Origin of the sequence: Cellulosimicrobium sp. NPDC057127, assembly GCF_042670945.1 — a bacterium.
Lineage (GTDB): Bacteria > Actinomycetota > Actinomycetes > Actinomycetales > Cellulomonadaceae > Cellulosimicrobium.
This window is the reverse complement of the sequence record NZ_JBHUUP010000005.1, coordinates 12,348-34,196: the sequence shown is the minus strand read 5'-3', so window position 1 is coordinate 34,196 and position 21,849 is coordinate 12,348. Positions and strand designations below refer to the sequence as shown.

The 21,849-nt window shown below is 75.0% G+C and carries 20 protein-coding genes; 1 reads left to right on the top strand and 19 read right to left on the bottom strand.

Annotation, left to right across the window (positions count from 1 at the left end; genetic code table 11):
- Positions 1-11: 11 nt before the first annotated feature.
- The 13 genes from nuoK to ACFTZA_RS06325 all read right to left on the bottom strand — a co-directional run bounded on the left by nuoK (position 12) and on the right by ACFTZA_RS06325 (position 13,764).
- Positions 12-311, bottom strand: coding sequence for an NADH-quinone oxidoreductase subunit NuoK (nuoK, locus tag ACFTZA_RS06385; RefSeq protein ID WP_378191985.1), 300 nt, complete (start codon positions 309-311; stop codon positions 12-14).
- The gene (locus tag ACFTZA_RS06380; RefSeq protein ID WP_378191983.1) at positions 311-1,216 is read right to left on the bottom strand and encodes an NADH-quinone oxidoreductase subunit J; all 906 of its coding nucleotides are present in this window, start codon (positions 1,214-1,216) and stop codon (positions 311-313) included. Before ACFTZA_RS06380 ends, nuoK begins: the two co-directional genes overlap by 1 nt.
- Positions 1,213-1,926, bottom strand: a complete 714-nt coding sequence (nuoI, locus tag ACFTZA_RS06375) for an NADH-quinone oxidoreductase subunit NuoI (RefSeq protein ID WP_378191981.1) — start codon at positions 1,924-1,926, stop codon at positions 1,213-1,215. Before nuoI ends, ACFTZA_RS06380 begins: the two co-directional genes overlap by 4 nt.
- Positions 1,919-3,319 (bottom strand): NADH-quinone oxidoreductase subunit NuoH, encoded by a 1,401-nt coding sequence (gene nuoH / locus ACFTZA_RS06370; RefSeq protein ID WP_378191979.1) that lies wholly within the window; start codon positions 3,317-3,319, stop codon positions 1,919-1,921. Before nuoH ends, nuoI begins: the two co-directional genes overlap by 8 nt.
- A complete protein-coding gene (locus tag ACFTZA_RS06365; RefSeq protein WP_378191977.1) occupies positions 3,316-6,024 on the bottom strand; it encodes an NADH-quinone oxidoreductase subunit G in 2,709 nt (902 codons plus the stop codon). Before ACFTZA_RS06365 ends, nuoH begins: the two co-directional genes overlap by 4 nt.
- Entirely contained in the window at positions 6,024-7,382 is a 1,359-nt protein-coding gene (gene nuoF / locus ACFTZA_RS06360) for an NADH-quinone oxidoreductase subunit NuoF (protein WP_378191975.1), read from the bottom strand. The genes ACFTZA_RS06365 and nuoF overlap by 1 nt, the downstream gene beginning before the upstream one ends.
- The gene (gene nuoE, locus ACFTZA_RS06355) at positions 7,379-8,287 is read right to left on the bottom strand and encodes an NADH-quinone oxidoreductase subunit NuoE (RefSeq protein ID WP_378191973.1); all 909 of its coding nucleotides are present in this window, start codon (positions 8,285-8,287) and stop codon (positions 7,379-7,381) included. Before nuoE ends, nuoF begins: the two co-directional genes overlap by 4 nt.
- Positions 8,284-9,663, bottom strand: coding sequence for an NADH-quinone oxidoreductase subunit D (locus tag ACFTZA_RS06350; RefSeq protein WP_378191971.1), 1,380 nt, complete (start codon positions 9,661-9,663; stop codon positions 8,284-8,286). Before ACFTZA_RS06350 ends, nuoE begins: the two co-directional genes overlap by 4 nt.
- Positions 9,660-10,451 (bottom strand): NADH-quinone oxidoreductase subunit C, encoded by a 792-nt coding sequence (locus ACFTZA_RS06345; protein ID WP_378191968.1) that lies wholly within the window; start codon positions 10,449-10,451, stop codon positions 9,660-9,662. Before ACFTZA_RS06345 ends, ACFTZA_RS06350 begins: the two co-directional genes overlap by 4 nt.
- Positions 10,448-10,999: an NADH-quinone oxidoreductase subunit B family protein gene (locus ACFTZA_RS06340; RefSeq protein ID WP_075829143.1), complete on the bottom strand. Its 552-nt coding sequence runs from the start codon at positions 10,997-10,999 to the stop codon at positions 10,448-10,450. Before ACFTZA_RS06340 ends, ACFTZA_RS06345 begins: the two co-directional genes overlap by 4 nt.
- A 54-nt stretch (positions 11,000-11,053) precedes the next feature.
- Positions 11,054-11,416, bottom strand: coding sequence for an NADH-quinone oxidoreductase subunit A (locus ACFTZA_RS06335; protein WP_069387233.1), 363 nt, complete (start codon positions 11,414-11,416; stop codon positions 11,054-11,056).
- 111 nt (positions 11,417-11,527) lie between these two features.
- The gene (locus ACFTZA_RS06330) at positions 11,528-12,829 is read right to left on the bottom strand and encodes a geranylgeranyl reductase family protein (protein WP_378191965.1); all 1,302 of its coding nucleotides are present in this window, start codon (positions 12,827-12,829) and stop codon (positions 11,528-11,530) included.
- Positions 12,830-13,065: 236 nt separating this feature from the next.
- Positions 13,066-13,764, bottom strand: a complete 699-nt coding sequence (locus tag ACFTZA_RS06325; protein WP_378191963.1) for a demethylmenaquinone methyltransferase — start codon at positions 13,762-13,764, stop codon at positions 13,066-13,068.
- Positions 13,765-13,825: 61 nt separating this feature from the next.
- Between ACFTZA_RS06325 and ACFTZA_RS06320 the strand changes: the two genes are divergently transcribed.
- Positions 13,826-15,193 carry an isochorismate synthase MenF gene (locus tag ACFTZA_RS06320; protein WP_378191961.1) on the top strand — a complete coding sequence of 456 codons (1,368 nt, stop codon included), beginning with the start codon at positions 13,826-13,828 and terminating at the stop codon, positions 15,191-15,193.
- A 176-nt stretch (positions 15,194-15,369) separates the two neighbouring features.
- On the opposite strand, the gene ACFTZA_RS06315 is transcribed toward ACFTZA_RS06320, so the two are convergent.
- The 6 genes from ACFTZA_RS06315 to ACFTZA_RS06290 all read right to left on the bottom strand — a co-directional run bounded on the left by ACFTZA_RS06315 (position 15,370) and on the right by ACFTZA_RS06290 (position 21,789).
- Entirely contained in the window at positions 15,370-16,950 is a 1,581-nt protein-coding gene (locus ACFTZA_RS06315) for a S1C family serine protease (RefSeq protein WP_378191959.1), read from the bottom strand.
- Positions 16,951-17,076: 126 nt separating this feature from the next.
- Positions 17,077-19,002: a 2-succinyl-5-enolpyruvyl-6-hydroxy-3-cyclohexene-1-carboxylic-acid synthase gene (gene menD / locus ACFTZA_RS06310; RefSeq protein WP_378191957.1), complete on the bottom strand. Its 1,926-nt coding sequence runs from the start codon at positions 19,000-19,002 to the stop codon at positions 17,077-17,079.
- A complete protein-coding gene (locus tag ACFTZA_RS06305; protein ID WP_378192357.1) occupies positions 18,999-20,012 on the bottom strand; it encodes an o-succinylbenzoate synthase in 1,014 nt (337 codons plus the stop codon). The genes menD and ACFTZA_RS06305 overlap by 4 nt, the downstream gene beginning before the upstream one ends.
- 70 nt (positions 20,013-20,082) lie before the next feature.
- Positions 20,083-20,796, bottom strand: a complete 714-nt coding sequence (locus tag ACFTZA_RS06300) for a DUF1345 domain-containing protein (RefSeq protein ID WP_378191955.1) — start codon at positions 20,794-20,796, stop codon at positions 20,083-20,085.
- Positions 20,797-20,833: 37 nt separating this feature from the next.
- Positions 20,834-21,457 (bottom strand): TetR/AcrR family transcriptional regulator, encoded by a 624-nt coding sequence (locus ACFTZA_RS06295; RefSeq protein WP_378191953.1) that lies wholly within the window; start codon positions 21,455-21,457, stop codon positions 20,834-20,836.
- Positions 21,458-21,459: 2 nt separating this feature from the next.
- A complete protein-coding gene (locus ACFTZA_RS06290; protein ID WP_378191951.1) occupies positions 21,460-21,789 on the bottom strand; it encodes a DMT family transporter in 330 nt (109 codons plus the stop codon).
- Positions 21,790-21,849: the final 60 nt, after the last annotated feature.

Below are 21,849 nucleotides of genomic sequence, written 5' to 3'. Positions count from 1 at the left end.
GGTGCGGCCTCTCAGCTCTTCAGCAGGTTGACGTCGTCGACGGACGCCGACCGACGCGTACGGAAGATGGACACGATGATCGCGAGCCCCACGACGACCTCCGCGGCGGCGACGACCATGACGAAGAAAGCCAGCACCTGGCCGGTGATGTCGCCGTGGATCCGCGCGAACGTGACGAGCGCGAGGTTGGTCGCGTTGAGCATGAGCTCGACGCCCATGAACACGATGATCGCGTTGCGGCGCAGGAGGACCGTCGCCGCCCCGATCGAGAACAGGACCGCCGCGAGCACGAGGTAGTTGGTGATCTCCATCAGGCGTCCTCTCCGCCCACGCGCGTCCGGCCCGGATCGGTGGGACCGCTCACCTCGCCCGCCGGGTCGGCCCCGGCCGGCTCCGCCTGCACCCGGCGCTCGTTCGCGTCGTCCGCGCGCAGCGCCGGCAGCGGGCGCCGCGGCTCGTGCTCGGTGAGCACCTCGCGCTCCGCGGCGAGGATCGTCCCCGCCGAGCGCTCCTGGCCGCGGATGCGCAGGATCCGCGAGACCGACTCCTCGATGGGGCGCCCCGCCGGGTCGAGCGCAGGCGTGTCCATCGCGTTGTTCTGCGCGTAGACGCCCGGTGCGGCGAGCGGGGTCAGGCGCCCGCCCGACGGCAGGGCGGCCACCTTGGCGTCGGCCTGCTCGCGCTGACCGACCTTCGGCGCGAGGCGGCGCCGGTGCGTGAGCACGAGCGCCGAGACCGCCGCGGTCACGAGGAGCACCCCCACGACCTCCATCGCGAAGACGTAGTCCGCGAACAGCACGCGTGCGAGCGCCACCGGGTTCGTCACCTCGTTGGCGGCCGCGAGGCCGACGGCCGGCGGGAACGTGGCCTGCGTGACGACGCCCACGAGCACCGCGCCCAGGCCGAGCCCCAGCAGCACGCCGATCCAGCGCTGGCCGCGGATCGTCTCGACGAGCGAGTCGGACGCGTCGACGCCGACGAGCATGAGGACGAACAGGAACAGCATCATCACGGCGCCCGTGTAGACGACGACCTGGACGACGCCGAGGAACGAGGCCTCCTGCGCGACGTAGAGGATCGCGAGGTCGACCATGACGAACATGACGGCGATCGCCGCGTGCACCGCCTTGCGGGCGAACAGCAGCGACAGGGCCGCGAGGACCATCAGGGGGGCGAGGACCCAGAAGAGGGCCGCCTCGCCCGCGCTCGCGGTCACCGGGCCACCCGGGGCGCGCGGCCCCGTCCGACCGGCCGCTCGACGCGGTTGACCTCGGGACGCGGCGCCGCCGGCTCCGGCGGCAGGGTCGGGTCGTCCGGCCGGTGCTCGCGCACCCAGGCGGCCTGCTCGGCGACCGGGCCGTCGACCTCGCCGCGGTAGTACTCGGTGTCGGTGGTGCCGGGGACCATCGGGTGCGGCGCCGCGAGCATCCCCTGCTGCAGCGGCGCGAGCAGGTCCTCCTTCTCCCAGATCATGCCCTCGCGCGTGGGCCCTGCGAGCTCGTACTCGTTCGTCATGGTCAGCGCGCGCGTGGGGCACGCCTCGATGCACAGCCCGCAGAAGATGCAGCGCAGGTAGTTGATCTGGTAGACGCGGCCGTACCGCTCCCCGGGCGACATGTGCGCCCCGTCGGGCAGGTCGGCGTTGTCGGCGCCCTCGACGTAGATCGCGTCGGCCGGGCACGCCCAGGCGCACAGCTCGCAGCCGATGCACTTCTCGAGCCCGTCGGCGTACCGGTTGAGCTGGTGGCGCCCGTGGTACCGCGGCTTCGTGGGGGTCTTCTCGCGCGGGTACTGCTCCGTCACCGTCGGGCGGAACATCGACGAGAACGTCACCCCGAAGCCGGCGACAGGCGCGAGCGCCTCGCGCAGGCCCTTCGCCTGCGGCCGCAGGGGCTCGTACCGCCCGGGCTGTCGCTCCTCAGGCACGGTCACCCTCCTTGTCGTGCGTCGTTCCGGGGGTCGTGTCGCCGGGCGTGCCGGTCGACCCGGTCCCTCCCGGCGATCGGGCGTCGTCGGGCACGAGAGCACGACGGCGCGGGGACGGCGGGAGCGACTGGCCCGGCAGCGGCGGCACGGGGAACCCGCCGGCGAACGCGTCGAACGGCTCCGCCGGCGCGTCCTGCCCGCGACCGGAGGTCCGAGCCCCGGACGTGCCCCCACGGTCCGGTGCGGGCACCTGGTGCGGCCAGAACCACACGGCGACGACGACGAGCACCGCGACGCCCGCGCCGATGCCGACGACGAGCCGCGTGTCGACCTCGCCGAACTGGCGCACACCCTGGACGACCGACAGCAGCACCACCCAGCCGAGCGCGGCGGGGATGAGCACCTTCCAGCCGAACGACATGAACTGGTCGTAGCGCAGGCGCAGGAGCGTGCCCCGCACCCAGACGAACACGAACATGAAGGCCCACATCTTCACGAGGAACCAGAGGATGGGCCACCAGCCCTCGTTGAACATGCCGTCGTTGATCGCCGACAGCGGCCACGGGGCGCGCCAGCCGCCGAAGAACAGCGTGGTCGCGATCGCGGAGACGTTGATCATGTTGATGTACTCCGCGAGGAAGAACCACGCGAACTTCATCGACGAGTACTCGGTCATGTAGCCCGACACGAGCTCGCCCTCGGCCTCCGGCAGGTCGAACGGCAGGCGGTTCGTCTCGCCGATCATCGAGATGACGTAGATGACGAACGCGGGCAGCAGCGGCAGGAACCACCACAGCGGCGTCTGGGAGTCGACGATCTGCGACGTCGACATCGAGCCCGCCATGATGAACACCGACACGAGCGACAGGCCCATCGCGAGCTCGTAGCTGATGACCTGCGCCGTCGAGCGCACCGAGCCGAGCAGCGGGTACGTCGACCCCGACGACCAGCCGCCCAGCACGATCCCGTACACGCCGAGCGCGGCGCACGCGAGGATGTACAGCACCGCGACGGGGAAGTCGGTGAGCTGCGCCGGCGTGACGTAGTCGGTGAACGGGATGCGCACCTCGGGCCCGAACGGGATGACGGCGAACACGAGCAGCGAGCAGAACACCGAGATCATCGGCGCGAGCAGGTAGACGAACTTGTCCGCGGCCCTGACGGTGATGTCCTCCTTGAGCAGGAGCTTCATCGCGTCCGCGAGCGACTGGAGCAGGCCGAACGGGCCGTGCCAGTTCGGCCCGGGCCGCACCTGCATGCGCGCCACGACCTTGCGCTCGAACCAGATCGCGACCAGCACGCTCGTGAGCAGGAAGACGATGATGAGCACGGCCTTGACGAGGTACGTCCAGCCGTTGTCCTGCGAGAAGTCCGCGGCGACGCCCGGGATCATGCGCCCTCCCCTCGTGCGGTGCGCCCGCTGCCGACGCCCGGGCCGGCCGGCCCTGCGGTCCCGTCCCCGGGCACGTCGGCCGGGGCGAGCGTCACGACGTCGCCCGGCACCGCGCCGAGCGTGGCGTGCACCTGCGAGCCGACCGAGCGCAGCGGCAGCCACACCACGTGGTCGACCATGTCGGTGACGACCACCGGGAGCGTGATCGAGCCCCGGTCGGTCCCGACGCGCACGAGCTCGCCGTCGAACACGTCGACCGCCGCCGCCGTCGTCGCCGACAGGCGGGCCACGGGCCGCTTGGCGGTCCCGGCGAGGTAGCGCTCGCCGTCCTGGCCGCGACCGTCGTCGAGCAGGAGCCGCCAGCTCGCGAGCACCGCGGTGCCCGGCGCGACGGCGGCCGGCTCGGCGGCCGGCACCCGCGGGGCGTCGACCCGCGCGCCGTCCCACGCGTCGAGCTGGGACAGCTCGGCCCGCACGGCCTCGACGGTCGGCAGCCCGAGCGTCGCCCCCGCCGCGTCGGCGAGCGCGTCGAGCACGCGGTGGTCGGCCATCGCCGTCGAGCCGAGGGCAGCGGGGAACGGGCGCAGACGGCCCTCCCAGCTCCAGAACGACCCCGCCTTCTCGACGGGCGGCGCGACCGGCAGCACGACGTCGGCGAGCTCGGCGACCGCGGAGCGCCGCACCTCCAGGCTCACGACGACGTCGGCCGCCGCGAGCGCCCGGCGCGCGTGCGCCGGGTCGGGCAGGTCGTCGAGCTCCAGCCCGCCGACGACGACGCCGGAGAGCTGACCGACCGACAGCGCGTCGAGCACCTCGGCGACGTCGCGCCCCGGGGCGGCGGGCAGGTCGGCGGCGTCGACGCCCCAGACCGCCGCGAGGTCCACCCGGGCCCCGGCGTCGGCGACGGGCCGGCCGCCCGGGAGCAGGTTCGGCAGCGTGCCGACCTCCACGCCGCCGCGCTCGCCCGCGCGCCGCGGGACCCACGCGACCCGCGCGCCCGTCGCCGCCGCGACCCGCAGGACGGCGCTGTACGCGCCGGGCGTCGCGGCGAGCCGCTCCCCGACGAGGACGACGGCGCCCGCCGTGCGCAGCGCGTCGCTCGCGTCGGCCAGCGCGTCCTGCCCGCCCGCCGCCTCGTCGAGGGTGCGGACGCGGTCGCCCGCGGCGATCCCGTCGAGCCACTCGGCCTCGGTGCCCGGGGCGGCGCGCAGCAGCGTGCCGCGCACGCGCTCGAGGCCGCGCGAGGCGTAGGGCGCGAGCGAGAAGACGCGGACGCCGTGGCGCAGCGCGCCCTTGCGCAGGCGCAGGAAGGTGATCCCGGCCTCCTCCTCGGCCTCGAGGCCGACGAGCAGCACCGCGGGCGCCTTCTCGAGCTCGGGGAGCGTGACGCCGATCCCCCGGCCGGCGACGGCGTGCGCGAGGAAGTCGGCCTCCTCGGCGCTGTGCGCGCGAGCGCGGTGGTCGACGTCGTTGGTGCGCAGCACGACCCGTGCGAGCTTGGCGTACGCGTACGCGTCCTCGACCGTCAGGCGCCCGCCCGGCAGCACCCCCACGCCGCCCGCGTCGCGCGCCCGCACGAGGGCGTCCGCCGCGACCTCGAGCGCCTCCGCCCACGACGCCGGCCGCAGCTCGCCGCGTACCACCGTCCCGTCGGGTGCGACCTCCCGGTCGCGGACGAGCGGGTGCGTGAGGCGGTCCGGGGCGGACTGCCACGTGAACGCGAACCGGTCCTTGTCGGTGATCCACTCCTCGTTGACCACCGGGTCGTCGCCCGCGAGGCGCCGCAGCACGACGCCACGGCGGTGGTCGATGCGGATCGCGCTCCCGCACGCGTCGTGCTCGGCGACGGACGGCGTCGACACCAGGTCGAACGGCCGCGACCGGAACCGGTACGCCGCGCCGGTGAGCGCGCCCACCGGGCAGATCTGCACCGTGTTGCCCGAGAAGTAGGACGCGAACGGCTGCCCGGACTCGTCCTCGAGCGCGAGCCCCACGGGCCGGTCGCCGGGCACCTCGCCCGCCGGGGGCGCGAAGTCCAGCACGGACTCGTCGAACCGGCCGATCTGCTGGGCAGCGCCGCGCTTCTGCAGGTCGATGAACGCGTCGCCCGCGATCTCCTTCGAGAACCGCGTGCACCGCTGGCACAGCACGCAGCGCTCGCGGTCGAGCAGGATCGTCGTCGACACCGCGATCGGCTTGGGGAACGTGCGCTTGACGTCCACGAAGCGGCTCGTCGCGCGCCCGTTGCTCATCGCCTGGTTCTGCAGCGGGCACTCGCCGCCCTTGTCGCACACCGGGCAGTCGAGCGGGTGGTTGATGAGCAGCATCTCCATGATGCCGTGCTGCGCCTTGTCGGCCACGGGGCTCGTGCGCTGCGTCTTCACCACCATGCCGGGTGTGGCCTCGAGCGTGCACGACGCCTGCGGCTTCGGCATGGGCCGCAGGTTGCCCTCGCGGTCCGGCGTCGCGACCTCGACGAGGCACTGGCGGCAGGCGCCGGCGGGCGCCAGCAGCGGGTGGTCGCAGAACCGCGGGATCTGGATGCCCAGCTGCTCGGCGGCACGGATGACGAGCGTGCCCTTCGGCACGGCCATCTCGATGTCGTCGATCGTGAAGGACACCTGGTCCGGCGGCGGGGCGGGCGGGGGCGGGGCCGAGGACGCCGCGGGCGTCCCGGCGGCACCGGCCGGCGTGGTCGTCGTCATCAGTGGACTCCTGCCGTGAGGGCGGGGGCGGTGCGCCGCGGGGTGTGCTCGAACAGCGCGGACGCGGCCGGGTCGAACGGGCACGCCCCGCCGGTGATGTGCGCCTCGTACTCGTCGCGGAAGAGCTGGATGCTGCTCGTCACGGGCGACGTCGCGCCGTCGCCGAGCGCGCAGAACGCGCGGCCGAGGATGTTGTCGCACGTGTCGAGGAGCAGGTCGAGGTCGCCCTGCGTCCCCTGGCCCGCCTCGATGCGGTGCAGCACCTGCTTCATCCAGTACGTGCCCTCCCGGCAGGGCGTGCACTTGCCGCACGACTCGTGCGCGTAGAAGTCGGTCCAGCGGCTCACGGCGCGCACGACGCAGACCGTCTCGTCGAAGATCTGCAGCGCGCGCGTGCCGAGCATCGAGCCCGCCTTCGCGACGGACTCGTAGTCGAGCGGGGTGTCGAGGTGCTCGGCGGTGAACAGCGGCGTCGACGACCCGCCGGGCGTCCAGAACTTGAGCGCCTTCCCGCCGCGCACGCCTCCGGCCATGTCGAGCAGCTCGCGCAGCGTCGTGCCGAGCGGCGCCTCGTACTGCCCGGGACGCTCGACGTGACCGGACAGCGAGAACAGCCCGAACCCGGCCGAGCGCTCCGTGCCCATCGACGTGAACCAGTCGGCGCCGTGGGCGACGATCGACGGCACGCTCGCGATCGACTCCACGTTGTTGACCACCGTGGGCCGCGCGTACAGGCCCGCGACCGCGGGGAACGGCGGCTTGAGCCGCGGCTGCCCGCGCAGGCCCTCGAGCGAGTCGAGCAGCGCGGTCTCCTCGCCGCAGATGTACGCGCCGGCGCCGGCGTGCACCGTGACGTCGAGGTCGAAGCCCGACCCGAGGACGTCCGTGCCGAGGAACCCGGCCTCGTACGCCTCCTCCACCGCGCGCAGCAGGCGTCGGTACACGTGCAGCACCTCACCGCGCACGTAGACGAACGCGTGCCGGCACCCGATCGCGTACGACGTGATCGCCACGCCCTCCACGAGCGCCTGCGGGCTCGCCATCATCAGCGGGATGTCCTTGCACGTGCCGGGCTCCGACTCGTCCGCGTTGACGACGAGGTAGCGCGGACCGCCGTCGGGCGGCGGCAGGAAGCCCCACTTCATGCCCGTCGGGAACCCCGCTCCCCCGCGTCCGCGCAGCCCGGACGCCTTGACCGTCTCGACGATCGCCCCCGGCTCCTGCGACAGCGCGGACCGCAGGCCCGCGTAGCCGCCGCTGTCGAGGTAGGACTGCAGGGTCCACGACCGGTCCGCGTCCCACGTCTGGGACAGGACCGGGGTCAGCGGCGCGACCTTCGTCTCCGGCTGCTCGCTCATGCGTCCTCCTTGGTGCCCGACGCCGGACGCTCGTCCGGGCTCGACGCGTCGCCCTCGCGCTCCGGCGTCCCGGGCTTGCCGCCCTGCGCCGTGTCCTCCGGCGTCACCGGCTCGCGCTCCGCGCTCGACTGCTCCTCGCCGGCGTCCGGCTCGCCTCCGGCGGGGGCGGCGGCGACGGGCTCGGCCGCGCTGGAGCCGGGGGCGGTCCAGCCGTGCTCGCGCGCGAGTCGCAGGCCGGCGAGCGTGGCCTCGCCCGCGCCGACGCCCTCGTCGGCGCGGCCGTCGGGGAAGCCCGCGAGGACGCGGCTCATCTGCTTGAAGCTGCAGACGCTCGCGGCGCCGCGCGTCGGGGCCACCTGCTCGCCCGCGCGCAGGCGGTCGACGACGTCCGTCGCCGACTGCGGCGTCTGGTTGTCGAAGAACTCCCAGTTGACCATCATCACGGGCGCGTAGTCGCACGCCGCGTTGCACTCGATGCGCTCGAGCGTGACGGCGCCGTCGTCGGTGGTCTCGTCGTGGCCGACGCCGAGGTGGTCGGCGAGCTCGTCGAAGATCGCGTCGCCGCCCATGACGGCGCACAGCGTGTTCGTGCACACGCCCACGGTGTAGGTGCCGTTGGGGTGGCGCTTGTACTGCGTGTAGAACGTCGCGACCGCCGAGACCTCGGCGGCCGTGAGGTCGAGCTGCTCGGCGCAGAACAGGATGCCGTCGCGCGAGACGTAGCCGTCCTGCGACTGGACGAGGTGCAGCATCGGCAGCAGGGCCGAGCGCTGCTGCGGGTAGCGCGCGACGATCTGCGCGGCGTCGGCCGCGAGCCGTGCGTACGTCTCGGGCTCGTAGCCCGGGCGCCGGCGGGGCCCGCCCGCCGGTGCGCCGTCCGTGACCGGTCCGGTGTCGGTCGTCATCGGTCCACCCCTCCCAGCACCGGGTCCAGGGACGCGACGGCGACGACGACGTCGGCCACCTGGCCGCCCTCGCACATCGCGGCCACGGCCTGGAGGTTGTTGAACGACGGGTCGCGGAAGTGCGCGCGGTAGGGGCGCGTGCCGCCGTCGGACACCAGGTGCGCGCCGAGCTCGCCGCGCGGGTGCTCGACCGTCTGCCACGCCTGCCCGACCGGCACCCGGAAGCCCTCCGTGACCAGCTTGAAGTGGTGGATCAGGGCCTCCATCGAGGTGCCCATGATCTCCTTGATGTGCTCGAGCGAGTTGCCCTGGCCGTCGCTCGCGACGGCGAGCTGCGCCGGCCACGCGATCTTGCGGTCACCCACCATGACCGGCTGCCCGGCCGTCGCCTCGAGGCGCTCGAGGCACTGCTCGACGATGCGCAGCGACTGGTAGCACTCCTCGATGCGCAGCACTACGCGGTCGTAGCAGTCCGCGCCGTCCGACGTGGGGACGTCGAAGTCGTACGTCTCGTAGCCGCAGTACGGGTCGGCCTTGCGCACGTCGTACGGCAGGCCGGTCGAGCGGAGCACGGGGCCGGTGATGCCGAGCGCCATGCAGCCCGCGAGGTTGAGGTGCCCGACGCCGACGAGCCGGCCCTTGAAGATCGGGTTGGCGAGCATGAGGTCGCCGAGCTGCCCGAGGTACCGGCGGATCAGCGGCTCGGCGCTGCGCACCTGCTCCACGAGACCCGGCGGCACGTCCTGCGCGACACCGCCCGGCCGCACGAACGCGTGGTTCATGCGCAGCCCGGTGACCGCCTCGAAGACCCGCAGGATCTCCTCGCGCGCCGTGAAGGCGATCGTCATGACCGTCGTCGCGCCCATCTCGTTGCCCCCGGTGCCGAGGCACACGAGGTGGGAGGCGATGCGGTTGAGCTCCATGAGCAGGACGCGGATCACGCTCGCCCGCTCGGGCACGTCGTCGGTGATGCCGAGGAGCTTCTCCACCGCGAGGCAGTACGCCGTCTCCTGGAAGAACGGCGCGAGGTAGTCCATGCGGGTGCAGAACGTGACGCCCTGCGTCCACGTCCGGTACTCCATGTTCTTCTCGATGCCGGTGTGCAGGTAGCCGATGCCGCACCGCGCCTCGGTGACCGTCTCGCCGTCGATCTCGAGCATGAGGCGCAGCACGCCGTGCGTGGACGGGTGCTGCGGGCCCATGTTGACGACGATGCGCTCCTCGCCGAGCGCCGCGGCCGCGACCGCGCTCTCGGCGATCTCCGCCCAGTCGCCCCCGGACGCCTCGAAGCTCGGGACGCCCGGGTCGAAGTCGCCGACCGGCGGCTTCGTGGCGCGAGGTGCCGCGTGCGGCGTCCCGGTGGTGTGCGTGCTCACGAGTACGACCTCCTCGTGTCCGGCGGGGGTACGGTGGCGCCCTTGTACTCGACGGGGATCCCGCCCAGCGGGTAGTCCTTGCGCTGCGGGTGGCCGGGCCAGTCGTCCGGCATCTCGATGCGCGCGAGCGCCGGGTGGCCGTCGAAGACGATCCCGAAGAAGTCCCACGTCTCGCGCTCGTGCCAGTCGTTCGTCGGGTACACCGACGTCGTCGACGGGACGTGCGGGTCGGCGTCCGGCACGGCGACCTCGAGCCGCAGGCGCCGCCCGTGCGTCACCGACGTCAGGTGGTAGACCGCGTGCAGCTCGCGCCCGACGTCGTGCGGGAAGTGCACGCCGCTCACGCCGAGGCTGAGCTCGAACCGCAGGTCCTGGTCGTCGCGGAGCGCGCGGCACACCGGGACGAGGTGGTCGCGCCGCACGTGGAGCGTGAGCTCGGCGTGCGCACCGGGCGGGTCGACGCTCACGTACTCGATCGCGTCGCTCGCGGACGTGCCCGCCTCGGCGAGGACCACGCCGAGGGTGTCCACGACGTCGTCGAACCAGCCGCCGTACGGCCTGCTCGCGGCGCCCGGCATGGCCACGGGCTGCACGAGGCCGCCGTACCCGGACGTGTCGCCCGAGCCCTGCGCGCCGAACATGCCCTCCCGGACCTCGACCACCTCAAGAGTGGCGGGGGCGTGCGAGCCCGTCACGAGGTCGGCCGAACGCGGTCCCTGCACCTCCTCCGGCTGGGGTGCCGGCTTCGGGCCGCCCGCGCCGGGGCCCGCCCCCGTCCCCTCCGTCATCGCAGCAGGCCCTTCATCCGGAAGGTGGGCGTCGCCTCGAGCGCCGCGGCCTCCGCGGCGCGGGCCGCCTCCTTGCGGTTGACGCCGAGCGGCTCCTCGCGGATCTGCTCGTGCAGCGCCAGGATCGCGTTGATGAGCATCTCGGGGCGCGGCGGGCACCCGGGCAGGTAGATGTCGACCGGGACGACGTGGTCGACGCCCTGGACGATCGCGTAGTTGTTGAACATCCCGCCGCTGGACGCGCACACGCCCATCGACAGCACCCACTTGGGCTCGCTCATCTGGTCGTAGACCTGGCGCACCACCGGTGCCATCTTCTGGCTCACGCGCCCCGCGACGATCATGAGGTCCGCCTGGCGCGGCGAGGCGCGGAACACCTCCATGCCGAAGCGCGACAGGTCGAACCGCGACGCACCCGCGGCCATCATCTCGATCGCGCAGCACGCCAGGCCGAACGTCACGGGCCACAGCGACGCCTTGCGGAAGTAGCCCGCGAGGTCCTCGACGGTCCCGAGCACGAAGCCCGAGGGAGCTTCCTCGATCCCCATGGTTGTCCTCCTGGTCCTGCTAGCTGGTCGGCCGGTGCCGCGGACGGGTGCTGGTCAGTCCCACTCCAGGCCTCCGCGGCGCCACTCGTAGACGAACGGGACGGTGATCAGCGCGAGGAACGCGAGCATCGCGACGAGGCCGAACGTCGCGAGCGTCGCGAAGTCCACCGCCCACGGGTAGAGGAAGACCACCTCGATGTCGAAGACGATGAACGTCATCGCGACGAGGTAGTACTTGATCGGGAAGCGCCCGCCGCCCACGGCGTGGGGCGTGGGCTCGATGCCGCACTCGTACGCGTCGAGCTTCGCCCGGTTGTAGCGCTTCGGGCCGATCACGGCGCTGGCGACCACGCCGCCGAGCGCGAGCACGGCGGCCACGCCCATGAGGACGAGAAGCGGGACGTACGGGTTGGTCATCGCGTACTCCTCGAGTGGGGGCTCGGGATCCCCGGACGACGTCGTCCGGGGTCACGGGGGGTGCTGATGGGGGGCGTCGTTGCCGTCTCACCTGCGGACCCGGTCACGGGCTCATGACGACGGCACCACCTTCGTCAGGCCCGCGATGACGCGGTCCACCCAGTCGCCGCCACGGGGCTCGTAGCAGTCGGACAGCAGCTTGAGGACGAACCGCATGACGACCGGCCGGGGCAGGCCGTACCGCGTGCAGATCCGCATGATCTCGGGGTGCTCGATGAGTCGGACGAAGTAGCGGCCGAGCGTGTAGTACCCGCCGAGCTCGCGGTGCATCGTCCGTGCGTACGTCTGCAGGGCGCGCTCGCGGGCGGCGTCGGTGCCGCGCGCGAGGGCCTGCGCGACCACGTCGGCCGCCGTCCGGCCCGCCTGCATCGCGTAGGCGATGCCCTCGCCGTTGAACGGGCTCACCATGCCGCCCGAGTCGCCGACGAGCAGGACGCCCTTCGTGTACAGCGGCGTGCGGTTGAAGCCCATCGGCAGGGCGGCGCCGCGCACCGGCGCGAGGCGGTTCTCCTCCGCGAGCTCCCACTCCGGCGGGGCGTTGCGCAGCCACCGCTCGAAGACGTCCTTGTGGTCGACGCCCGACGCCGACTGCCGCGCGGGCGTCGAGCTCACCGAGCCCAGGCCGACGTTCGCCGTGCCGTCGCCGAGCGCGAAGATCCACCCGTAGCCGGGCAGCAGGTCGGAGCGTCCCGGCTCTCCGTCCCAGAGCTCGAGGTGCGACTCCATCCACGCGTCGTCGTGGCGCGGGGTGCGGAAGTAGGACCGCACCGCGACGCCCATCGGCCGGTCCTCGCGCTTGGCGAGGCCGAGCGCGAGCGCGAACCGCGACGAGACGCCGTCGGCCGCGACGACGACCGGCGCGCGGTAGGTGACGTCGTCGCCCGCACGGCGTCCGCGGTCGTCGACGGGACGGGCCGTGACGCCCACGACGCGACCCGTGCGGTCGTCGAGCACCGGGCCCGTGACGGAGGTGCGCTCGAGGAGCTTGGCCCCGGTGCGCCGCGCGTGCTCGGCCAGCGTGCGGTCGAACGAGTGGCGGGCGCGCGCCATGCCGTAGCTCGGGTAGGACGCGAGGTCCGGCCACGCGAGCTCCCAGGAGCGGCCGCCGGCGACGACCCGCAGGCCGTTGTTGCGGATCCACCCGTCGTCCTCGCGCGCGGGCACGCCCATCCGCACGAGCTCGGCGACGGCGCGCGGGGTCAGCCCGTCGCCGCAGATCTTGTCGCGCGGGAACGCCGACTTCTCCAGCAGCAGGACCTCGAGGCCCGCGGCGGCGCAGTAGTGGGCAGCGGCCGACCCCGCGGGGCCCGCGCCCACGACGATGACGTCGGCGTCATCGCGGTTGCCGCGCACGTCCTCACCTCGCCGCCCGGTCGTCGGAACACTCTCGGAGCCCACGCACTCACCGTCCCCCCACGTCGGGGCACGGCGCACCCACCGCCCTTGTGAAGTCGATCACAATGGACACCGTCACTCTAGTCACACGCGGCGCACGATGTGTAGCAAGGCGAACCTTCCTTGGCCGAGTCGTGACCAAGGTCCCCGACGCACCGGGGCCCGACCTGCGCGCGGGCGGGCCCGTCCGCCGCTCAGGCGGCGGGGCGCGTCGCCCGGTGCAGCGCGACGATGCCGCCGGACAGGTTGCGGTACCCGACGTGCGACCAGCCCGCGCGCAGCAGCAGCCGGCCGAGACCCTCCTGGTCGGGCCACGCGGCGATCGACTCGGCGAGGTACTCGTACGACCCGCCCTCGCGCGTGACCGCCGACGCGATGCGCGGCAGGGCCTTCACCAGGTACTCCTGGTACAGCGTGCGGAACGGCTTCCACGTGGGCGTGGAGAACTCGCAGATCACCACGCGGCCGCCGGGCCGCACGACGCGCAGCATCTCGCGCAGGCCGCCCTCGGTGTCGACGACGTTGCGCAGCCCGAACGAGATCGTCACCGCGTCGAACGTCGCGTCGGCGAACGGCAGGCGCGTCGCGTCGCCCGCGACGAACGGGAGGTCCGGGCGGCGTTCCTTGCCCACCTGGAGCATGCCGATCGAGAAGTCGCACGGGACGACGCGCACGCCGTCGTCCGCGAACGGCTCCGACGACGTCCCGGTGCCCGCCGCGAGGTCGAGGACCTTCTCCCCCGGCATCGCCCCGACGGCCCGCACGGTCGCGCGGCGCCACGCCCGGTCCTGGCCCAGCGACAGGATGTCGTTCGTCAAGTCGTACCGGCGGGCGATCCCGTCGAACATCGACGCGACCTCGGTGGGCTTCTTGTCCAGGTTGGCGCGGGGCATGGCGACCATGCTTCCACGAGCCGCCCGCGGCACGGCTCCCGCGCGCTTACGCTGGGGGGCGATGACAGCAGAACCGTCGGTCCCCGCCACCGAGCCCCACCCCCTGGTGGTGCGGACCACGCCGATCGACGACCTCCCGGGCGGCCTCACCGCGCTCGTCGACGTCCTGCCCGACGCACGGCCCCTCACCTGGGTGCGGCGCGGCGACGGGATCGTCGGCTGGGGCGAGGCGCTGCGCCTCGAGACGTGGGGGCCGGGCAGGTTCGCCGACGCCGAGGCCGCGTGGCAGGAGACGCTCGCGCGCGCCGTCGTCCGCGACGAGGTCGGGGTGCCCGGCACCGGGCCGGTCGCGTTCGGCTCGTTCGCGTTCGACGACTCCGCCCCCGGGGACGACGCGCACGAGCCGGTGCGGGCGGGCGGCGTCCTCGTCGTCCCGCGCGTCGTCGTCGGCCGCCGGGACGGGCGCACCTGGCTCACGACGGTCGACACCGCCGGCTCGCTGTCCTCCGCCCCCGCCGCGGCGCTCGCGCGCGCGTCCCGCACGCCGGTCCCCCCGCCCGGCGAGGTGACGTGGTGCGACGGCGCGCTGCGCGCGGACGACTGGGCCGACGTCGTGGCCGAGGGCGTCGAGCGCATCCGCGCCGGGGCACTGGAGAAGGTCGTGCTCGCGCGCGACGTCGTCGCCCACACGAGCGAGCCCGTGGACCCGCGCTGGCTCCTCGCCCGCCTCGCCGCCGCGTACGAGGCGTGCTGGACGTTCTCGGTCGACGGCATGGTCGGCGCGACGCCCGAGCTGCTCGTGCGCAGCGAGAAGGGCCTCGTCACGTCCCGCGTCCTCGCCGGCACCATCCGGCGCGCCGGGCTGTCCGACGACGACGCGCTCCTGCGCGCCGCCCAGCTCGCCCGGTCGTCGAAGGACCTCGAGGAGCACGAGTACGCGGTCGCGTCGGTCGCGCACGCCCTCGCGCCGTTCTGCTCGTCGATGAACGTGCCCGACGCGCCGTTCGTGCTCCACCTGCCCAACGTCATGCACCTCGCCTCGGACGTCACGGGCGTCCTCGCGCGCGGTGCCGCGTCCCCCGCCGAGCCTGCGCGCCGCGGTGCGGCACGGCCCACGAGCCTCGCGCTCGCCGCCGCGCTGCACCCCTCCGCCGCGGTGTGCGGCACGCCGACGGGCGTCGCGCGCGAGCTCATCCGCGAGATCGAGGGCATGGACCGCGGCCGCTACGCCGGCCCGGTCGGGTGGCTCGGCGCCGACGGCGACGGCGAGTGGGGCATCGCGCTGCGCTCCGCCGAGCTCTCCCCGACCGACCCGCGCACGGTCCGGCTGTTCGCCGGCTGCGGCATCGTCGCCGCGTCCGACCCGGCGTCCGAGCTCGCCGAGTCCGAGGCCAAGCTCGAGCCCCTGCGGTACGCGCTCGGCAGCTGAGAGACCAGGCCCCGCACGTCCCCGGCCCGAGCACGACCGGCACGCGCACGGCCGCTGCGGGCACGACGAACGGCCGGCACGGAGGTGTGCTCCGTGCCGGCCGTGGTGGTGGTCGCCCGGGGGACGTCGGGCGACCACCGGTCCGGCGCGCAGGGGGGGACGCGCCGGAAGCTGCGTCAGCCGCGGCCGCCGAAGAACCAGTCGAAGGGGTTCGGGACGTTGCCCGGGTCCGTGGGGTCGGTGCCCTGGCCGCTCTCGCCCTGCTCGTCCTGGCCCTGACCGTCCTGGCCCTGACCGCCCTGGCCCTGCTGCTGGCCCTGCTCGGCGAGCTCGTCGTCCGCCGGGCGCGTCGCGAGGGTCACCTCGACGTCACGCGCCTCGCCGTCGCGCACCACCGTGACGGTGGACTGCGCACCGGCCGCGAGCTCGCGGACGAACGCGGTGAGCGACTCGGCGCCGCCGACGGCGTTGCCGTCGATCTCGACGATCACGTCGCCCGCCTCGATGCCGGCCTCCGCGGCGGGCGAGCCGTCCGTGACGTCCTGGACCTGTGCGCCGCGCCGCGTCACGCCGTCGGCGGTCGCCGTCGCGTCGGACAGGCTCACGCCGAGGAACGCGTGCTCGGCCGTGCCGTTCGAGATGAGCTGCTCCCCGATCGACTTCGCGAGGTTCACCGGGATGGCGAAGCCCAGGCCGATCGAGCCCGACTGGCTGCCGCCGCTGGACAGGCTCGCGATCGACGACGTGATGCCGATGACGCGACCCTGCGCGTCGAACAGCGGACCACCGGAGTTCCCGGGGTTGATCGCGGCGTCGATCTGGATCGCGTTCGTCACGACGGACGTGCCGCCCTCGGTGCCCGACGCGGAGACCGGGCGGTCGACGGCGGAGACGATGCCCGTCGTCGCGGTGTTCGCGAGACCGAGCGGGTTGCCGACCGCGAGCACCGACTCGCCGACGATGACGTCCTCGGAGTCGCCGAGCGTCGCGGGCTGCAGGTCGTCCGGGGCGTCCGAGAGCTGCACGACGGCGAGGTCCGTCGCCGGGTCGAGCCCGACGATCCGCGCCTCGAACAGACGGCCGTCGCTCAGCGTGACCTGGACGGTGTCGTCCACGGCGCCCTCGACGACGTGGTTGTTCGTCAGCACGTGGCCCTGGTCGTCGATGATGACGCCCGAGCCCTCGCCGCCGCCCGCCTGGGTCTGCACCTGGATCGCGACGACCGACGGCGCGACGGCCTGCGTCACGGCCTCCCAGTCGGGGTTCTGCGAGGACGAGCTCGACACCGGGGCCGCGGTGGTCTCCTCCTGCTGCTGACCGACCTGCGCGAGCGAGCTCGTCGCGCCGTCGTCGTCGAGCGTGACGACGAGGCCGGCGGTGCCGACGCTCGCGACCACGGCCGCCGCAGCGGCGGCGCTCACGACGGGCACCCAGGTGCGCCGGCGCTCGGCGCCGCGGCCGCCGTCACCGGCCGGGGTGTGCGCGACCGGCGGGGCCGGCGGGACGGAGCCGGGGCCACCCGGGGTCGCGCGTCCGGCGTAGGGCGCGCGCGGGGCGTACGGGTCGGTGGGCACGTGCGGCGCCGCGCCCTGCTGGGCCGTCTGCTGCGCGCGCACCGCGTCGAGCGGCTGCGTCGTCTGCGCCTGCGGGTGGGCCACCTGCTCGTGCCGCTGGGCGGCGGCGGGCACCGGGGGCACGGCGGAGGTGCTCGGCGTGGTGGGGGTGCTCGGCGTGGTGGGGGTGATGTCGTTCGACACGGTGGGCCTCCTCTGATCTGCCCCCTACTCCACACCCCTCCGCTTGGGCGACGCTTGAGCCTGCCTGAGAGTCCGCTGCGAGTTCTGGGCCGTCGCGACCGGCACGACGTCCCCGGCGGGGGCAGGTCAGCCCGCGAGCGCCTCGCGCACCGCGGCGCGCACCTGCTCGGCGAGCGCCGCGGCCGAGCGCCGGCGGTCGTCGCGCGCGACCCGCACCTCGAGCACCTGCACGCCGTGGCTCGGGGCCGCGAGGGCGTGGCGCAGCGTCGCGACGTCGGGCACGAGCTGGTGGTCCACGCCGTACCCGGCGCACAACGGTGCCAGGTTCGCGCCGTGCGGCGTCGCGAAGACGCGCTCGAACGTGCGCGCGGCGGCGGCCGACGACTCGCCGAGGGCGCCCGGCTCGAGCCCGGCGAAGATCGACCCGCCGTCGTCGTTGACGACGACGAGCTGGAGGTCGACGTGCGGCTCGTGCGGCCCGCGGAGCAGACCGCCGACGTCGTGGAGGAACGTGAGGTCGCCGAGCAGCGCGCGCGTGCGCGGGGCCGCGCCGCCGTCGGCGGGCGAGGCGTCGCGGGCGGTCGCGAGCGCCACGCCGAGCGCGGTCGACACGGTGCCGTCGATCCCGGCGAGGCCGCGGTTGGCGAGGATGCGCGGGGCCTCGTGCCCGGCCGTGCCGGGCGGCTCGGCGCCGGCGGTCCCGGCGCCCAGGACGAGGTCGAGGTCGCGCACCGGGCTGGAGGACCCGACGACGAGCACGTCCCCGGGTGCACCCGCACCGGCGACGGCGCGGGCGACGGACGGTCCGTCGGTGACGGCGCCCGACGTCGCGGCGTCCACCGCGCGGGCGGCGGCCCGGCTCGCCGCGCGCCACCGGGCGACGAACGCGTCGTCGACGGTTCCGCCCGGCGCGAGCCACGGCTCGGGGACCGCCGGCAGCACGGTCGCGGCGTTGCGCGCGGCGTCCGGCCACGGGCCCGCCCCGGGGGCGACGACGGTGACCTCGACCTCCGTGCGGCCGAGCAGCCGCTGGACCGGGCGGGAGAGCGTCGGGCGCCCGAGCACGACGGCGGCCTCGACGTCCTCGACGAGCTCGTCCACGCCGAGCACGAGGGGGTGGGCGGCGACGGCCTGCGGGCCGCCGAGCGCCCCGGAGGACGGCTCGGCGAGCAGCGGCCAGCCCCGGGCCTCGGCGAGCGCACGGGCACCCGGTCCGGCGCCGTCGCCGGCGACGACGACGGTCCGTGCCGGGGGCGGCGGCACGTCCGGGGAGCGCACGAGCGCGGGCACGGCGACGGTGCGCGGCGTGCCGCCCGCCTCCTCGCGAGCGGGCGCGCGCGCCTCGTCGAGCGGTGCCGCGGTGTCGGGCGACGCCTCGGCGAGCGGCGCGCCGTCCGGCTCGGCGGGCAGCTCGGCGGGCGGCACGAGCGGCTCGCGGAACGCGAGGTCGAGGTGCACGGGCCCGGGGTGGCCGTCGCGGGCACCGGTCGCCGCGGCGAGCGCGCGGGCCGTGACCGCGACGAGGTCGCGGACCTCGCCCGGGCGGCCGTCGGGCGCGGGCTGGTCGACGGCGTACCGCACCGCGGGGCCGAAGAGACCCACCTGGGTGGTCGTCTGGTTCGCGCCGGTGCCGCGGAGCTCGTGCGGCCGGTCGGCGGTGAGGAGCACGAGCGGCACGCCCGCGTGGTGCGCCTCGAGCACCGCGGGGTGCAGGTTCGCGACCGCGGTGCCGGAGGTCGTGACGACGGCCACGGGGCGCGGCACGCGCACGCCCCCGGGTCGCTCGACCGGTGCGCTCCCCCGCGACAGGCCGAGCGCGAGGAAGGCCGCCGTGCGCTCGTCGACGCGGACGTGCAGGGTCAGCAGGCCGGCGTCCGCCGCGGCCGCGACCGCGTAGGCGAGGGGCGCGGAGCGCGACCCGGGGGCGAGGACGACGTCGCGGACGCCGTCGGCGACGAGCGCCGCGACGAGGGCGTACGCCGCGGCGACCGCAGGCGGCAGCCCGGACGCGGCGGCGTCTCCCGGCGTGCCGGGGACCGCTGCGGCGCTCATCGCGCGACCCCGGCCGGTGCGGTGTCGAGCATGGCGGACACGCGGTCGAGGCGTTCCGTCCACCGTCGCGCGGTCGCGTCGTCCGGCGCGGTCGCGGCGAGACCGGCCTCGCTCGGCGCCGGCCGCACGACGGGGAGCAGGCCGTCGACCGGCCGGAGCGGGGAGTCGGTGACGTCGTCGGCGAGGAGCTGGACGGTCGCGAGGCCGCACGCGTACGGCAGCTCCGGGAGCGCGGCGGCGAGCGCGACGCCTGCCGCGATCCCGACCGACGACTCCAGGGCCGACGACACGACCACCGGCAGCCCGACCCGCTCGGCGAGCGCGAGGCACGCCCGGACGCCGCCGAGCGGCTGGACCTTGAGCACGACGACGTCCGCCGCCTCGGCGCGCACGACGGCGAACGGGTCCGCGGCGCGCCGGATCGACTCGTCGGCCGCGACGGGCACGGCCACGTCGAGGCGCTGGCCGCGGCGCACCGCCGCGAGGCCCGCGACGTCGGCGCACGGCTGCTCGACGTACTCGAGCCCGCCCGCGGCGTGGTCCAGGTGCGGCAGGCGGCGCAGCGCCTCGTCCGCGTCCCACGCGCCGTTGGCGTCGACCCGGATCCGCCCGCCCGGCCCGAGCGCGTCCCGGACGGCCTCGAGCCGGACGACCTCGGCGTCGAGCGGCTCCACGGCGCCGTCGGGCCCGCGCTGGGCGACCTTGACCTTCGCGGTCCGGCAGCCCCCGGACGCCGCGACGATCTCCTGCGCGCGCACGGCGCCGACGGCGGGGACGGTGACGTTGACGGGCACGGCGTCGCGGACCGGCGCGGGCCAGCCGCCGTCGGCCGCCTCGCGCGCGGCGCGCAGCCACGCCGCGGACTCCGCGTCGTCGTAGTCCCAGAACGGGGAGAACTCGCCCCACCCGGCCGCACCCCGCAGCAGGACGCCGTCGCGGACGTCGAGGCCGCGGAACCGCGTGGTCAGGCGGGTGCGGTAGACGACGAGGGGGTCGGGCACGCGTCCCAGGCTATGCCACCGTGGGTCGCGCCACCCGGGAGCCGCGCGACCCACGACCTCACCCGCTGACCAGGACCGCTCACCCGCTGACCAGGACCGCGACGACGAGCGCGACGATGACGGCGTTGAACGCGAACGCGACGACGGCGTGCCCGGTCACGGTCCGGCGGGTCGCGGCGTCGAGGACGGTGACGTCGCCGGTCGAGAAGCTCGTGCTCACGTGGGCCGCGACGTAGACGTAGTCGGCGAAGGCGCGCGGCCCGTCACCGGGGAAGGCGAGCCGCGGGCCCGCGTCGAGCCCCCGGCCGCCCCGACCGACGCCCGCGTCGAGGCGCGCGTAGTGCAGCGTGTACGAGACGAGGACGGTCGCCCACGCGCTCAGCACGAGCGCGACGCCCAGCACGACGACGACCGGGTCCTCGACGGCTCCGGTGCCGCGGGCGAGACCGACGCCCACGCCGAGCGCGAGGACGGAGAACTGGACGGACCACGCGGCCGCCCCGCCGCCGATCGCCCACGCGGACCACCGCCACCGCGGTACCGACCGTTCCAGCGCCTCGCGGAGCGGTCGGCCGCGCAGCCCCGAGAACGCGGCCACGCTCAGCACGCAGAACGTCACCGCGACCACGACCCCGAACCCCAGGGCGGCGGCGAGCACGGCCGCGGCGTCGCTCGTCCCCGCCCGGGTGGACAGGACGACGGACGAGGGCACGCTCACGACGACGCCGACGACGAGAGCCGTCCACGAGCGCACGGTCTCGGGGACGAGGCGGGATCGCAGCGGCGGTCTCATGGTCCGCGAGGCTACCCGGGCGAGGCGTCCGAGCCGGTCAGCCCGGCGATTCCGCGCGCCCGTCGAGGAGGGCGGCGACCAGGTGGGCGGCGAGCGCGCGCACGTCCCGCTCCTCGCTCAGCGCGCTGACCGCCGCGCCGTCGACCACGGCGACGAGCACGCCGGGGCTCAGCCACCCGGCGCCGAGGGCGTCGAGGACGTGCGCGACGGCCGCGTCGAGGCGGTCGCGCCCCTGCGCGTACGCCTGGGCGAGCGTCGGGTAGCGGCCTGCGCCGACGAGGTGCTCGTAGAAGCCGCGCACGCCGGCCTCGTCGAGGTCGGGCAGCACCGCGTCCGCGAGGACGGCGGCACGCTGCTGCGGTGCCGCGCCGGGGCGCAGCGCCCGGTCGGCGGCGTCGCGCGCGTTCCGGACCCAGCCGTCGACGACCACCTGCCCGGCGGCGGCGACCAGGTCGTCGAGGCCCGTGAAGTAGTAGGTCGTGGCGGCCAGCGGCACACCGGCGCGGGCGGCGACCGCGCGGTGCGTCACCGCGCCCGGCCCGTCGCGCAGGATCAGGTCGGCGGCGGCGCGGACGATCGCGTCACGCCGCGCCGCGCCGCGTGCCTGGCGCCGGGGTGCCGGTCGTCCACCGGCGTCCTCGCCGGTCGACCCGTCTGCCATCCTCAGTGACCTCCCCCGGACAGGTTGAGCCCGATCACGCCGGCGACGATCAGCACGAGCGAGACGACCTTGAGGACGCTGACGGACTCTCCGAAGAGCACGATAGCGAGCACCGCCGTCAGCGCGGCCCCGATGCCCACCCACACGCCGTAGGCGACGCCGACGGGCAGCGTGCGCAGCGCGAAGCCCAGCCCGGCCATGCTCAGGGCGAGCATCGCGACGAACCCGACGCTCGGCCACAGGCGCGTGAAGCCCTCCGACGCCTTGAGGCTGAGGGCCCAGCCCGCCTCGAGCATGCCGGACAGGACGAGGACGATCCATGCGAGTGCCATACGACTCTCCGTGGGTCGGCGCACCGGGTGGCAGGTCCCGCCGTCGCGCGCAAGTGGTAC

What these genes read in the sequence shown, in the direction of transcription:
- nuoK (WP_378191985.1), bottom strand. Translation starts at nt 311, where the DNA reads ATGGAGATCACCAACTACCTCGTGCTCGCGGCGGTCCTGTTCTCGATC.
- nuoH (WP_378191979.1), bottom strand. Translation starts at nt 3,319, where the DNA reads ATGATCCCGGGCGTCGCCGCGGACTTCTCGCAGGACAACGGCTGGACG.
- ACFTZA_RS06365 (WP_378191977.1), bottom strand. Translation starts at nt 6,024, where the DNA reads ATGACGACGACCACGCCGGCCGGTGCCGCCGGGACGCCCGCGGCGTCC.
- nuoF (WP_378191975.1), bottom strand. Translation starts at nt 7,382, where the DNA reads ATGAGCGAGCAGCCGGAGACGAAGGTCGCGCCGCTGACCCCGGTCCTG.
- nuoE (WP_378191973.1), bottom strand. Translation starts at nt 8,287, where the DNA reads ATGACGACCGACACCGGACCGGTCACGGACGGCGCACCGGCGGGCGGG.
- ACFTZA_RS06345 (WP_378191968.1), bottom strand. Translation starts at nt 10,451, where the DNA reads ATGACGGAGGGGACGGGGGCGGGCCCCGGCGCGGGCGGCCCGAAGCCG.
- ACFTZA_RS06340 (WP_075829143.1), bottom strand. Translation starts at nt 10,999, where the DNA reads ATGGGGATCGAGGAAGCTCCCTCGGGCTTCGTGCTCGGGACCGTCGAG.
- ACFTZA_RS06335 (WP_069387233.1), bottom strand. Translation starts at nt 11,416, where the DNA reads ATGACCAACCCGTACGTCCCGCTTCTCGTCCTCATGGGCGTGGCCGCC.
- ACFTZA_RS06325 (WP_378191963.1), bottom strand. Translation starts at nt 13,764, where the DNA reads ATGCCCCGCGCCAACCTGGACAAGAAGCCCACCGAGGTCGCGTCGATG.
- ACFTZA_RS06320 (WP_378191961.1), top strand. Translation starts at nt 13,826, where the DNA reads ATGACAGCAGAACCGTCGGTCCCCGCCACCGAGCCCCACCCCCTGGTG.
- menD (WP_378191957.1), bottom strand. Translation starts at nt 19,002, where the DNA reads ATGAGCGCCGCAGCGGTCCCCGGCACGCCGGGAGACGCCGCCGCGTCC.
- ACFTZA_RS06300 (WP_378191955.1), bottom strand. Translation starts at nt 20,796, where the DNA reads ATGAGACCGCCGCTGCGATCCCGCCTCGTCCCCGAGACCGTGCGCTCG.
- ACFTZA_RS06295 (WP_378191953.1), bottom strand. Translation starts at nt 21,457, where the DNA reads ATGGCAGACGGGTCGACCGGCGAGGACGCCGGTGGACGACCGGCACCC.
- ACFTZA_RS06290 (WP_378191951.1), bottom strand. Translation starts at nt 21,789, where the DNA reads ATGGCACTCGCATGGATCGTCCTCGTCCTGTCCGGCATGCTCGAGGCG.